Source organism: Bradyrhizobium tunisiense (assembly GCF_042263385.1).
GTDB classification, from domain to species: Bacteria; Pseudomonadota; Alphaproteobacteria; order Rhizobiales; family Xanthobacteraceae; genus Bradyrhizobium; species Bradyrhizobium tunisiense.
Genome location: NZ_JBHLEV010000001.1, coordinates 577,026 through 590,956, shown reverse-complemented (window position 1 = coordinate 590,956; position 13,931 = coordinate 577,026). Strand labels below are relative to the sequence as shown.

10 protein-coding genes are annotated in these 13,931 nt (G+C 63.3%); 9 read left to right on the top strand and 1 reads right to left on the bottom strand.

The window, feature by feature from the left end; translation table 11 throughout:
• Window positions 1-19 precede the first annotated feature (19 nt).
• From ACFDR6_RS02695 to ACFDR6_RS02670, 6 genes are all read left to right on the top strand, one after another.
• Entirely contained in the window at window positions 20-856 is an 837-nt protein-coding gene (locus ACFDR6_RS02695; RefSeq protein ID WP_375857272.1) for an enoyl-CoA hydratase/isomerase family protein, read from the top strand.
• 4 nt (window positions 857-860) lie between these two features.
• Window positions 861-1,652, top strand: coding sequence for a creatininase family protein (locus tag ACFDR6_RS02690; RefSeq protein WP_375857271.1), 792 nt, complete (start codon window positions 861-863; stop codon window positions 1,650-1,652).
• Window positions 1,653-1,820: 168 nt separating this feature from the next.
• Window positions 1,821-2,954, top strand: coding sequence for an LLM class flavin-dependent oxidoreductase (locus ACFDR6_RS02685; RefSeq protein ID WP_375857270.1), 1,134 nt, complete (start codon window positions 1,821-1,823; stop codon window positions 2,952-2,954).
• 16 nt (window positions 2,955-2,970) lie between these two features.
• On the top strand, window positions 2,971-3,750 hold the full coding sequence (locus tag ACFDR6_RS02680; RefSeq protein WP_375857269.1) for an enoyl-CoA hydratase/isomerase family protein: 780 nt from the start codon (window positions 2,971-2,973) through the stop codon (window positions 3,748-3,750).
• 1 nt (window position 3,751) lies between these two features.
• Window positions 3,752-5,617, top strand: a complete 1,866-nt coding sequence (locus tag ACFDR6_RS02675; RefSeq protein ID WP_375857268.1) for an AMP-dependent synthetase/ligase — start codon at window positions 3,752-3,754, stop codon at window positions 5,615-5,617.
• Between the two features lie 76 nt (window positions 5,618-5,693).
• Window positions 5,694-6,917: an ABC transporter substrate-binding protein gene (locus tag ACFDR6_RS02670; RefSeq protein ID WP_375857267.1), complete on the top strand. Its 1,224-nt coding sequence runs from the start codon at window positions 5,694-5,696 to the stop codon at window positions 6,915-6,917.
• Between the two features lie 72 nt (window positions 6,918-6,989).
• Here the strand turns inward: ACFDR6_RS02670 and ACFDR6_RS02665 are convergent, their stop codons facing one another.
• The gene (locus ACFDR6_RS02665) at window positions 6,990-7,850 is read right to left on the bottom strand and encodes an AraC family transcriptional regulator (protein WP_018316658.1); all 861 of its coding nucleotides are present in this window, start codon (window positions 7,848-7,850) and stop codon (window positions 6,990-6,992) included.
• 371 nt (window positions 7,851-8,221) lie between these two features.
• Here ACFDR6_RS02665 and mdeB point away from each other — a divergent pair, with 371 nt between their 5' ends.
• From mdeB to lpdA, 3 genes are read left to right on the top strand one after another with little or no spacing between them, the layout of a single operon-like run.
• Window positions 8,222-10,900, top strand: coding sequence for an alpha-ketoglutarate dehydrogenase (gene mdeB / locus ACFDR6_RS02660; protein ID WP_375857266.1), 2,679 nt, complete (start codon window positions 8,222-8,224; stop codon window positions 10,898-10,900).
• Between the two features lie 17 nt (window positions 10,901-10,917).
• Entirely contained in the window at window positions 10,918-12,198 is a 1,281-nt protein-coding gene (locus tag ACFDR6_RS02655) for a 2-oxo acid dehydrogenase subunit E2 (RefSeq protein ID WP_375857265.1), read from the top strand.
• Between the two features lie 8 nt (window positions 12,199-12,206).
• Window positions 12,207-13,922 (top strand): dihydrolipoyl dehydrogenase, encoded by a 1,716-nt coding sequence (gene lpdA / locus ACFDR6_RS02650; protein ID WP_375857264.1) that lies wholly within the window; start codon window positions 12,207-12,209, stop codon window positions 13,920-13,922.
• Window positions 13,923-13,931 lie beyond the last annotated feature (9 nt).

The window sequence follows — 13,931 nt, the reverse complement described above, 5'->3', positions numbered from 1 at the left end:
CTCGGCGAGGCGTCGGGCGTTGCCGCTCTCGTCGCGCCGCCGTTTGGTCCGCTCCCCGGCTGTTGCAGCCGCTCTCGCTTGGGTCTTACTTATGAACACTGCCACTTCTCTCCTGATCGAGCGTGATCAAGACCTGGTCACGATCACGATGAACCGGCCGCCGGCCAATGCGCTGAATGCGCAACTCATCGTCGAGTTGCTGGAGGCGATCCGGCGCTTTGCCGACGACGAGAATCCGCCCGGCATCGTGCTCACCGGAAGCGGCGACCGCTTCTTCAGCGCAGGCGGCGACATCAAGGAAGTCGTCGGGATCGATGTCGCGAGGCCGCGCATCCGGTTCTTCCACGAACTCCTCGCGGCGATGGAGAACTATCCGGGCCCGATCGTCTGCGCCGTCCGCGGCTATGCGGTCGGAGGCGCCCTGGAGTTTCTGCTGCATGCGGACTACGTCGTGGCCGATGCGGCGTGCAAGATCGGATTCCCGGAAATCAACCACGGCCTGCTGCCGGTGACCAAAGGCATGCGCCGGGCCGTCGAGAAGCTCGGCGTGCGGGCGGCGCAAGAGCTGCTGTATTGGGGCGAGCTCGTCGGCGCGGAGCGCGCCGTGGCGATCGGCGCCGTGAACGAGATCGTCGCGACCGAGGACGTCGCGTCCCGTGCGCGAGACGTGTGCGGCGCGTTGCGGCAGAAAGACCGCAAGCTGTTCCACGCCATCAAACGGTCGCTCAACCTCACCGCGCAAATGAGCGATCAGGCGCTCGAAGAAATGACCGTGGCCGACCTCGACGCCTATGTCACAGCCGAGAGCTCAACCAACGCGCGTGCGAGATTCTTGTCAAAGAGCAGTAAGGGCTGAGCCGATGGCGCGCGGATATCCCGATCAGATCTATCTGGAGCAGATGAGCCACGAGGAAGTCGCCGCGGCGCTGGCCGATGGGTGCACGACGGTGGTGATCCCGCTGGGGGCCGTCGAGCAGCATGGACCGCATTTGTCTTTGGGCATGGATGCGGATCATGCCGATGCTCTGGCCGAGCGGATCGCGCGCAGCCGCGGCAACACGCTGGTGGCGCCGACCATCACGGTCGGCTGCTCGTCTCACCATCTGCCATTCCCGGGTACGATCTCGCTACGGCCGGAGACGCTGGAAGCGATTTGTGTCGATTATTGCACAAGCCTGGCGCGGCACGGCTTCAAGCGAATCCTGATTCACTCGGGCCACATCGGCAATTTTCCGGTCCTGAAGGACATGCTCAGTCGCTTGCGCGAGGCCGTCCCCTCGGATGTTGCGATCCTGGCGTTCTTCGACTCGACGAAATGGATCGACACGTGGCGCGATGCGGTGCGCGAAGCCGGAGGAGACGTGTCGGCCGTCGGCGGCCACGCCGATATCGCCGAGACGTCGCTGATGATGGTCATTCGGCCCGACAGCGTCAGACCGGACCGCTTCGAGGTGGGCCATCTTGGCGGCTTGTCGGAGGTTGATCTCGAGCTGATGTGGAAGAACGGCATCCGATCGGTTTCGCATAACGGCGTGATCGGAAGTCCGTTCGGCTCGAGCCACAACATCGGCGAAGCCTGCCTCGCGGCGGTCGCCGAGTTGCTGATCAAGACCTTCGATAGCGAGGCCGGAGTCGCCGGCGCCCGCCGTTGACGGTCAGCCCGTCCGCTGCGCGGGCGAAGCTTCCCGCGGCGTCTGGCATGTTGCGAATACTGACAGCATAAAATTCGGAAAGCTTTGCTACGCAACGCGGCTTTCGGGCGAAAATATCGCCCCGCCTATGAAACGCTGTGCCATCTCGAAAGCTAAAAGGATTGAGACATGGCACTTACGTTTGGGTTCTGGTCTGAACAGGAAACCAAGGTCGGCCACAGTTACTCGCGCAGGCTTCACGAACTGGTCGACGAAGTCCGTCTGGCCGAGAAGGTCGGCTTCGACTGCGTCGCGCTCTCCGAGCAGCACGTGGCACTGGGCGGGATCTCGAGCTCGGCGCCCGAAGTGGTGTTCGGCTATCTGGCCGCGGTGACGTCGCGCGTCAAGCTGCGCGCAGCCGTGACGCTGATGCCGCAGCGCATCAACCACGCCTTGCGTTCGGCCGAGCGGCTTGCGGTGACCGACATCCTGTCCAACGGCCGCATGGAATTCTACGGCGGCCGCGCCAACACCACCATCGCGATGCGGGCGTTCAACGTCGATCCGAACGAAACGCTGGCGCAGATGGAAGAAGGACTGGCGCTGCTGAAAACGGCGATGCGCCAGGACATTTTCACGTTTGACGGCAAGTACTACCAGATCCCTCCGCGCCAGCTGGTTCCGAAGCCGCTGCAGAAGCCGCATCCGGTGATCGGGATCGCGGCGACCAGCGAGCGCAGTCACGTCTGGGCCGCCTCGCAGGGCTTCGCCGTGATGAGCAGCAACATTTATCAGGGCTGGGAAGCGCAGCAGAAGCTGATCGGCGCCTATCAGAAGAACTGGAAGCGCGACGAGGGGGGACCGCTGCCGCGTCCCCGTATCGGCATTCCGCTGTTCATCGGCATCGGGAAAACGGACGAGCAGGCCAAGGCGGATTATGCCGGCCCGCTGATGCACTATGCCAAGATCTCGACCGATGCCTATCCGCGTCTCGCGGCGATTGCCGACGACTACAAGTACATGGGAGAGAGCGTGCCGTCGATGGAGCGTGCCGCCAACGACTGGGACTATCTGGTCAACGAGTCGGCCACGACGGTATGCGGCAGCCCCGATACGGTCATTCGTCAGATCGAGAAGTTCGAGGCCATGGGGATCGACGAAGTGCTGCTGCACATGGACTCCGTGCCGCACGAAAAGATCATGGAGGCGATCGATATGGTCGGTCGCTACGTCATCCCGCATTTCAACGACAGAAACAACGTCGTGCGGCCGACCGAGGAGATCCTCGGGCAGATCCGGCTGATGCGGACCCAGAACAAGTAATCCAGCGGTGAAATCAATGTCGCAATACGGCTACAAGTACCTGATCGTCGAACAGCGCGCCACAGGCGTCGCGATCGTCACGATGAACCGCCCGGAGATCCTCAACGCGATCAACTGGGTGATGCACGAGGAGCTCGAAGACGTCTTCGTCAAGCTGGATCACGACAGTTCTGTCAACGCGATCGTTCTCACCGGTGCGGGCCGCGGATTCTGCTCCGGTGGCGATCAGAAGTCGCTGGATAAGGGAACGCTGCCGTCCCCGACGCGCAGCGGTCGCCACCTCATCCGCAACATGCTGGAAGTCGAAGTGCCGATCGTCGCGGCCGTCAACGGTGTCGCGGTCGGCCTGGGTGCCACGCTCGCGCTATTCTGCGACGTGATCTATGCGAGCTCGACAGCTCGTTTCGCCGACACGCACGTCAATGCCGGCGTCGTCGCGGGCGATGGCGGCGCGGTGATCTGGCCGCTGCTGATGGGGCCGGTGCGCGCGAAGCACTATCTGATGACCGGCGAATTCATCTCCGCCGAGAAGGCGGTTGCTATCGGCATGATCAACGAGGTGGTCGCGGACGGCAACGTTCTCGATGCCGCGATCGAATACGCCGAACTGCTGGCAAGCGGGCCGAAGGAATCGATCGTGTGGACCAAGTACAGCGTCAACAAGATCATCAAGCAGTACGCCCACCTGCTGCTCGACACCTCTGCGGCGCTGGAGATGTTGACCTTCAAGTCGCCCGAGCGGGCCGAGGCGGTTGCCGCATTCGCGGCCAAGCGCAAGCGTTTCGCGGAGCGCTGAGATGAACGTCGCTGCGATTACATCCGGCGCCCAGTTGGCCGATACGACCGTCGCGCAGCTTTTGGCTGCACGACTCGCGGAGCGGCCCGACAAGATCGCCGTGCAACAAAAGCGTCACGGCGCCTGGACCGCCATGACGTGGGGCGCCTATGCGCAGCGTGTCGTGAACCTGGCCAGCGCGCTGCGGCGTGCTGGTCTCGAGCGCGGCGATCGGGTCGCGATCATGGGCGATTCGTCCGAGGAATGGCTGATCGCCGACATGGCCACGATGTGCGCCGGCGGCGTCATGGTGGGCGTGTACTTCACCTCGTCACCCGAAGAAGTGGCTTACTGTCTCACGGATTCAGGCGCGAAGTTCGCGTTCGTCGGCGGGGAGCAGCAGCTTCGCATCGTGATCGCCTCCGGTCGGACCGACCAGCTCCGCGGCATCATCGTGCTCGACCCGGATTGGACCGGCGAGGCCACGGCGTCGATCAAGTCGCTGGCCGACTTTGTCGGAGCACACGATGTCGATGCGCATGATTATCTGCAGAAGGAGAGCGCGACAGCAAAGGCGTCCGATGTCGTCAGCATCGGCTATACGTCCGGGACGACCGGAAACCCCAAGGGCGCTATGCTGACGCACCTTTCCATTCTCGCCGGCGTTCATTGCATCACCCTGTTCGGCCCCAGCATGCGCGAAGAGGAACACCGGGTGGTCGTTCATTTGCCGATGTCGCACACCGTCGCGCGCGGGCAGGCGACGACGTTGCCGCTGATCGCCGACGCAGTTCCTTATTTCGGCGAGACGACCGCGGACTTTGCCCAGACGATCAAAGAGGTGAAGCCGACCTACTACATGGCGCCGCCCCGGTTCTACCAGCGTTTTGCGACGCAAATTCTCAGCAAGGTGCATCCCGCCGGCGGTGCGGGAGATCAGAACTACGCGCTCGCCATGACGATCGCGCGCAGGGTGCTCGAAGACCGTCAGCGCGGCCACGAAGATGCCTTCGTCTCGAAACTGTTCGCGGCCTGCCGCGAGCAAGTGTTCCTGCCGCTGCTTGCGGAGGTCGGTTTCGACGAGCTGAAGGTCGCGTTCACCTCGTCGGCGGCGATGCCGTCCGAGCTGATGTCGCTGTGGCAGCTGTGGGGCTTGCAGCTCAAGGAATGCTACGGCCAGACCGAATTGGTCGGTGCCAATCTGGTGCAGATGGCGGAGTGGCCGAAGGCCGGCAACGTCGGGGTCCCGTTGCCGGATCCGGCTTGGGAAACCGCCGTGCTCCAGGACGGCGAGATGATCGTCCGCGGACCGGGATTGTTCGCGGGCTATTGGAACAAGCCGGACGAAACGAAAGCGGCGCTTCGCGACGGCTGGCTCTACACCGGCGACATCGTCGAAGTGTCGCCGGAAGGAATCTTCAAGCTGGTCGACCGGAAGAAGGAGATCATCAACACGTCGAACGGCAAATCGATCAGCCCAACTCAGATCGAAAACGAGCTGAGGCACAGTCCCTTCATCTCCGAGGCGGCGGTCATCGGCGAGGGGCGAAAATATCTCACCGCCCTGATCGAAGTGGATGCCACCGCCACAATGGACTGGGCGAAGTCGCGCGACGACAAGATCACGAGTTACGCCGACCTGGCAGCCTCCGAGATCGTCAACCGGCTGATCGAGGCGGAGATCGGCAAAGCCAACGGAAGGCTGGCGCGAGCCGAGCAGATCAAGGCGTTCCGCATTCTGCCGGAGGAGCTGTCGCTCGAGAACGGCGTGATGACCCCGACGCGGAAGAAGCGTCGCAAGCAGATCAACGAGCGCTATCAGTCGCTGATCGCGTCGCTCTACGACGAAACCGAGGAAAAGCTGATCAAGGCCGAGATGGGCCTTTGACGTCGGCGGCCGCTCCCCAAACCTACGAAGCTACTAGTCAAGATACAGTGCACTCCTTCAGCAACAGGACATCGAGATGACCAAGCGAAGCGGAATCACGCGGCGGACGATTGTCGGAAGCGGATTGGGAATTGCGGCAGGCCTGGTATCAAGGCCATCGTTTGCGGCGAACACGAAGGTGAAGGTCGGAGCGATCATGCCCAGCAGCGGCGTGCTGGCGTTTCCCGGTCAGGCCTGCGTGCGCGGCATCGATCTCGGCGCCAAGTTCGCGCGTGAGAAGTTCGGACTCGACATCGAAATCGTTCACGCCGATACGCAAAGCCGTCCGGAGAACGGCCGGATTGCCGCCGAGAGCCTGATCCGGCAGGGCTGCACCGTGCTGATCGGCGCGTGGGATTCCGGCGCCACCATTTCGGCGCTGCAGGCCTGCGAGGCCGCCAAGGTGCCGATGGTGGTCCACATCGCGAGCGCCACCCAGGTGACTTCGCAGGGCTTCACCCAAGTGTTCCGCTATTACCCCACGTCGCTGACCATCGTGCGGCAATCGCTGGCGGAGCTGAAGTCCGTGCTCGGCACGCTGAAGGATCCGCCGAGCAGCGCCGTCGTTCTCCATCTCAACAACACGATGGGGCAGTCGACGGCGGCCAGCATCGATCAGGCGTGGAAGGAAGTGGGTGTTCCGCTCAAGATCGCGCAGTACGTTGCCTATGACGAGAAGGCCAAGGATCTGTCGGTAGAGGTCGCCAAGGCGAAAGCGTCGGGTGCCGATGCTTTGATCTCGGTCACGCGCGTCAACGACGCGATCATGATCGCGCGCGAATGCATCAAACAGGGCTGGGATCCCAAGATGGTGTTTTCGCCCAACTCCAACGGCGTGTCGGACAAGGCGTATCACGACGCGCTCGGAAAGTACGGTGATGGTCCGGTTCTGTCGGCGTTGTGGCTCAATCCCAAGGGCGCCGAGACCGACAAGATCATGAAGATGTTCGCGGCCGACTACCCGAACGACTGGTTCGATGCCAATGCGGGCTGCGCGTTCGAGGCGGTGCAGATCGTCGCAGACGCCGTGACGCGAGCGGCGTCGCCGGAGTCGCCGGCGATTCACGGCGCGCTCAAGACGACCGACATGAAGCCTTTCCTAATGTACGGCGACAACACCAAGTTCGACGAGACCGGCCAGAACATCCACTGTTCGATGGTGATGCTGCAGGGTCTGAAAGGCAGGCCGCGGGTGGTGGCTCCAAAGGCCATCGCGGAGGCGTCGCTCGAGTATCCGCTTGCGCCTTACAGCAAACGCTGACGTCGTTCCGTGCGGCCCCGCGAAAGCGTCGTGGCGCCGCGGTCGTCAAATGCCGAGGTAAGGACGTGCGAGCTAGGGCAAACTGTCCGAATTGATCAGGCGCGACCGCTCGGCGAGGAAGCGGCGGGGGCTCTGTCCCATCGTCTTCTTGAACATCGTGATGAACGCGCTGGGCGTTTCGTAGCCCAGTTCCAGCGACACGGCCTGGACCGAACTGCCCGCCGTGAGGCGTTGCATGGCGATCAGAATGTGGAGACGCTGGCGCCAGCGCCCGAAGGTCATCCCTGTTTCCTTGGCGATGAAGCGTGCGAACGTACTCTCGCTCATCGCGTAGCGCGAGGCGACTTCGTCCATCGTGCTGCGGTCGCCCGGATTATTCAACAAGGAGGTCGCGAGGTGTTGAAGACGGGCGTCGGGGGAGATCGGCAGATACATTTCATCCGTCGTCGGCATCTGCACGAGTTCGTCGAGCAAAACCCGGCCGAGACGGCTGGTCGGTCCTTCCAGCGGATAGAGCGGTGGGAACACCGAGAGGCGGTGGATCAATTCGCGCACCAGTGACGTGATCATTAGCGTGCAGCAGGTCCGAGGCAGCATGCTGACCTGTGGATCGATGAACACGGTGTAGAGTTTGCCGAAATCGGCCACGCAATTGCTGTGCTGCACGCCGGCCGGAATCCATACCGCGCCTTGCGGAGGCACGATCCACAAGCCGCCAGGCGCCCGGCACATCACCGAGCCATGCGATGCGACGACCAATTGGCCTTTGCGGTGTGAGTGCAGCGGCAGGTCGTCGTTGTCTTTGCTGGTTTCGAGACAGAATGAAGTGACGGGTCGATCGAACTGATCCGGATCGACCGGGTCATAGTTGATCCGAAGATCGGGCAGATCCATTCGCGCAAAATCCGGATCGAACTCGGTCTCGGGCGGCATTTCAATCCTGCCAATTCGTCAAGTCAGTCAAGCTTTGATGCAGATCCTGCTGCTAACCCAGGTTAGCTGTTTTGAATGGCCAGGTCACTAGTCGCGGCGAGCCGTCGAGTTCACTGATCTGCGACAAGATGCCTAGCTCTTGCGGCGTGAGCGCTTAGTGATGCGTCATGTTGCGCCGTGACCAAGCGGAAGCATCTGTCAGGCGGCCCACGGCTCGATCACTTGCCTGATTAAACCAACAGCAGAGAATGCTGCGATGCGAGCTTCGGCGTCCCTCGGAGCCGGGCAATCCGTCGGAACGCGGCCGTATTCAGCAGCACGTGCCACTGCACCCGATGCTACCAAGCGCGGGCTTTCTGGGAGCCCGACGCATGACCGCACACATCGATCCGCCACGCAAGGCCGTCAACGCCGATCAGGACGCGGTCGAAACCGCCGATTGGCTCGCATCGCTTGGATCGCTCCACCACAGCGCCGGTGCCGAGCGCGTGCGATACATCCTGGCTGCGCTCGATCGGCGTGCAAAGGAGCTCGGCGTTCTGCCGGACTCTCCGCCGTTTTCGCCCTATCGAAATTCAATTCCGCTCGAGCAGCAGAAGCCCTACCCCGGCGACATCGCGATCGAGACCCGCCTGACGGCGATCATTCGCTGGAACGCGCTCGCGATGGTGGTCCGTGCCAACAAGGCCAATGGGGAACTCGGCGGGCACGTCGCCAGCTACGCCTCGGCCGCGGAGATTTTCGAGGTCGGCTTCAATCATTTCTTTCGCGCGTCAAGCTCCGAGTCGGAGGGGGACTTGGTGTATTTCCAGCCGCATTCGTCCCCCGGAGTCTATGCACGAGCGTATCTCGAAGGCCGACTGTCGGACGAAAATCTGAAGCTGTATCGCCAGGAACTGAGCGGCCCCGGTCTGCCGTCCTATCCGCATCCCTGGCTGATGCCGGAGTTCTGGCAGGTGCCGTCGGCGTCGATGGGCCTCGGCCCGATCAGCGCGATCTACCAGGCGCGGTTCATGAAGTATCTGCAGCATCGCGGCTTGGTGCAGACGGCTGGTCGCCACGTCTGGGGTGTGTTCGGCGACGGCGAGATGGACGAGCCGGAATCGATCGCCGGGCTCGCCCTGGCGGCGCGGGAAAGTCTCGACAACCTCACCTTCGTCGTCAATTGCAACCTGCAGCGCCTGGATGGGCCGGTCCGCGGCAACGGGCAGGTGATTCAGGAACTCGAATCTCTCTTCCAGGGCGCCGGCTGGAACGTCATCAAGGTGCTGTGGGGATCGGACTGGGACGATATCTTCGCGCGCGACAGCAAGCATGCGCTGCTGCGCAAATTCGCCGACACCGTCGATGGCAAATATCAGACGCTCGGCGCCAAGGATGGGGCCTACAACCTCGCCAACTTCTTCAGCGAGGACCCCGAGGTCCGGGCGCTGGTTGCGCACATGTCGGACGCGGATATCGACGGCCTGAAGCGCGGTGGCCACGACTTCAAGAAGCTGTTCGCGGCCTTTGCCGCCGCTAAGGACATGAAGGGTCGGCCGACCGTCATTCTGGCGAAGACCAAGAAGGGCTACGGCATGGGCGGCGCCGGCGAGTCGCGCATGACGTCGCACCAGGCCAAGAAGCTCGACGTCGACGCGCTGTATGCGTTCCGCGACCGGTTCGCTCTGCCGCTCAGCAACGAGCAAGTCGAGAATCTGAAATTCTTCAGGCCTGCGGAAGACAGCGCGGAAATTCAGTATCTGCGCGCCCGTCGCGCGGCACTCGGCGGCTACATGCCGGCGCGGCGACGCGCTTCGGCAGCGCTGCCGGTGCCGCCGCTGCAATCCTACGCGGAGTTCGCGTTGCGCGGCGACGGCAAGGAGACGTCGACCACGATGGCGATCGTGCGGCTGTTCACCAATTTGCTCAAGGACAGGACGCTCGGCCCGCGCATCGTTCCGATCGTCGCCGACGAAGCCCGCACCTTCGGAATGGCGAACCTGTTCAGGCAGGTCGGCATCTACTCGCCGGCGGGGCAGCGCTACGAGCCGGAAGATGCCGGTTCGATGCTGTACTACAAGGAAGCGATCGACGGTCAATTGCTGGAGGAAGGGATCACCGAGGCGGGGGCGATTTCGTCCTGGACCGCGGCGGCGACCTCCTACAGCACCCATAACTTCCCGTTGCTGCCGTTCTATATCTACTATTCGATGTTCGGCTTTCAGCGGGTCGGCGATCTGATCTGGGCGGCGGCGGACCAGCGCGCGCGTGGCTTTCTGATCGGGGCGACGGCCGGCCGGACGACGCTCGGCGGCGAAGGCTTGCAGCATCAAGACGGGTCCAGCCATCTGATGGCGGCGACCGTTCCGAACTGCCGGGCCTACGATCCGGCATTCTCCTACGAGGTGGCCGTCATCGTCGATCACGGCATGCGGTCGATGCTCGAGCAGGGCAACGACGAGTTCTATTACCTCACGGCGATGAACGAGAACTATCCGCAGCCCTCGATGCCCGACGATGCGCGCGACGGCATCATCAAGGGTCTCTATCGGGTTCTGCCGAGCGCTGACGGGCCGGCGAAGATCAGGCTGGTCGGCTCGGGCGCCATTCTTCCGGAGGCGCTCGCCGCCGCGGCGATGCTGCAAAGCGAATGGAAAGTGCCCAGTGAAGTCTGGTCGGCAACGAGCTTTTCCGAGCTGGCGCGGGAGGCGCGTGAGGTGGAGCGAACTAATCGGCTCTCGCCGCTGTCGACCCCGGTCGAGAGCCACGTCGCACAATGCCTCGGCGGCACGGTGCCGATCGTCGCGGCATCGGATTATGTCCGGGCGTATCCGCAACTGATCGGTTCTTACATCGAGGCGCCCTATACGGTGCTGGGCACCGACGGCTTCGGGCGCAGCGATACACGCGCCGCGCTGAGATCTTTCTTCGAGGTCGATCGCAAGCAGATCGTCGTTGCGGCGCTGTCGGCGCTGGCAAAATTGGGTGAAGTGGCGCGCGAGCAGGTAGCCGAGGCCATCGCCAGCTACGAATTGCCGACCGGCGTTGCATCGCCTTGGTCTCGCTGACAGAGGGCGGAGCGCGCATGTCTCATTCAATTGAAGTCGTTCTGCCGGATATTGGGGACTACAAGGATGTTCCGGTAGTCGAAATCAATGTGTCGGTCGGCGACGAGGTCACGATCGACATGCCGTTGCTGTCGATCGAGTCCGACAAGGCGACGATGGAGGTGCCATCCCCGGCCGCAGGCACGGTGGCCAAACTGATGATCGACGTCGGGGCGCGGGTTTCTCAAGGTTCGGTTCTGATGATCCTCGAAGGTCGCGGTGAATCCACCGCGCCTCCGCCGGCGGCTGCGTCGGTGCCACAGGTGGAGCGTCGGTTCCCGCAGCAGGAGGCGCTGTCACAGCCGGCGCCCGCCGCTCGAGTCGATGGCTCGCCAGCACGTGCACAGCAGCCGCAGCCCAGCGGGGCTGCGCATGCGTCGCCGTCGGTCCGCGCTTTGGCGCGGGAGCTCGGCGTGGCGCTGGACTCTGTCGTGCCCACCGGCCCCAAGGGCCGGATTCTTCGTGAGGATGTGGCGGCCTTCGTCAACGGACTGGTGCGATCGGGACCGGCGATGGCACCTGCGCCCGGCGCGCCGGTCGATTGGCCCAAGGTGGATTTCGAGAGGTACGGCGCGGTCGAGCGCTTGCCGCTGACGCGGATCCAGAAGCTGACCGGCGCGAACCTCTCGCGCAACCGGAACGTCATTCCCCATGTGACGAATTTCGACAAAGCGGATGTGACCGACGCCGAAGCCTTTCGTCAGCTCGCCAATGCCGAGGCCGCGAAGGACACGGCGAAGCTCACCATGGTGTCGCTGCTGATCAAGGCCGCGGCCTTGGCGCTGCAGAAATACCCGCGCTTCAATTCGTCGCTCGATGGCGATGAGCTGATCCTCAAGCACTACGTCCACATCGGTTTCGCCGTCGACACGCCGAAAGGTCTGGTCGTGCCGGTGATCCGGGACTGCGATAAGAAGGGCCTTTGGCAGATCGCCGTGGAGATGCGCTCGCTCGCCGACAAGGCGCTCGCGGGGCAGCTCGCGTCGGGCGACATGCAGGGCGGCTGTTTCTCGGTGTCGTCTCTGGGAGGTGTCGGCGGTCAGGGATTTACGCCCATCATCAACGCGCCCGAGGTGGCAATCCTCGGAGCCGGTCGTGCCGCCACCGAGGCAGTCTGGAATGGACGCGAATTCGAACCGCGGCTCGTCCTTCTCCTGAGTCTGTCGTGGGATCACCGGGTCGTCGACGGCGTGGCCGGGGCCCGGTTCCTGGGCTTCGTCGCGTCCGTTCTCTCCGATCTGCGGCGCTTCGCATTGTGAGGACGCAGATGCGGACAAAGGAGATCCGGGTCCCCGACATCGGGGATTTCCGAGACGTCGAAGTCCTCGAGGTCCACGTCAGGGCGGGCGACGTCGTCGCGCGAGAGCAGGCTTTGATCACCGTGGAATCCGACAAGGCGACGCTGGAGATTCCGTCGCCGATTGCAGGGGTGATCACGAGCATTTCGCTGCGCGTTGGAGACAAGGTGTCTCGAGGCTCCATGATTGGCACGGCATCGGCGTCGGACGAAGCGGGCGCGCAAGGCGAGACGGTCTCGGCGGATCAGGCCGATGCTGGCCAGCGCGCAACGGATCATACACGCTACGATCTTGTCGTGATCGGAGGCGGGCCGGGCGGCTATTCAGCTGCGTTTCGGGCCGCAGATCTTGGATTGAGGACCGCGATCGTCGAACGCTACGGCGCCTTGGGCGGAGTTTGCCTGAATGTCGGATGCATCCCGTCGAAGGCGCTGCTTCATGTTGCGGCCGTCAAAGAGGAAGCCGAGCGGATCGCCGACATGGGCATTCGCCTCGGCGCGCCGCGGATCGATCTGCAGGCGCTGCGCGCCTTCAAGGACGGCACCGTCGCGAAGCTGACGGATGGGCTGAGCCAGATGGCGGCGGCGCGCCGCGTCACGGTGATCCGCGGTACCGCGAAATTCGTCTCCGCCACGCGGCTTGAGATTGCCTGCGAGGGGGCAAGCTCGCAGCAGATCGATTTCGGACAATGTATCATCGCGACGGGCTCGCGCGCGGTGCAGTTGGCGGTGCTTCCCAAGGATGAGCGGGTCGTGACCTCGACCGGCGCGCTCGCGCTGCGAAGCATTCCGGGCCGCATGCTCGTGATCGGAGCGGGGATCATCGGGCTGGAGATGGCGACCGTCTACAGCGCGCTCGGCGCCAAGATCGATCTTGTCGAAAGGCTTCCCGATATCCTGGCGGGCGTGGATGCCGATGCGGTGAAGATCTGGCGTTCGCGCAACGCGCATCGCTTCGAGCATATCGACCTTGCAAGCAGCGTATCAACTGCCGCGGTGACGCCCGACGGCGTGACGGTTGGTATCACGGGCGCGTCAGTTGAGACGCGATCCTACGATCTCGTGCTGCAATCTGCAGGCCGCGTTCCTAACAGCGGCGAACTCGGCCTCGAACGGATCGACGTTGCCATCGATCCGAACGGCTTCATTCAGGTCGACGAGCAGATGAGAACGACGGCGCGCAACGTCTTCGCCATCGGCGACGTCGTCGGCGGTTCGATGTTGGCCCACAAGGCCGTTCACGAGGGGCACGTCGCCGCGGAAGTAGCTGCCGGAAAGCCGGCGGCCTCTACGGCGAAGATCGTCCCCAATGTCGCCTACACCGATCCTGAGATCGCCTGGGTCGGCAAGTCCGAGCGTGATGTCGCCGAATCCGGAGGGAAGATCCGTTCGGCAAAATTCCCATGGGTCGCGTCCGGCCGGGCCATCGCGTCCGGCGCGTCCTATGGCATGACGAAGCTGTTGTTCGACGTCGAAACCGGTCGCATCGTCGGGGGCGTGATCGTCGGGCCGCATGCCGGCGATATGATCGGGGAAATCTGTCTCGCGATCGAAATGGGGGCTGACGCCATCGATATCGGCAAGACCATTCACCCGCATCCGACCCTCGGCGAGACGATCGGCATGGCTGCCGAGGTCTATGAGGGCGTTTGCACCGACCTGCCTCCAATCGTCAGAAAGCGGTAGATCAGTTGG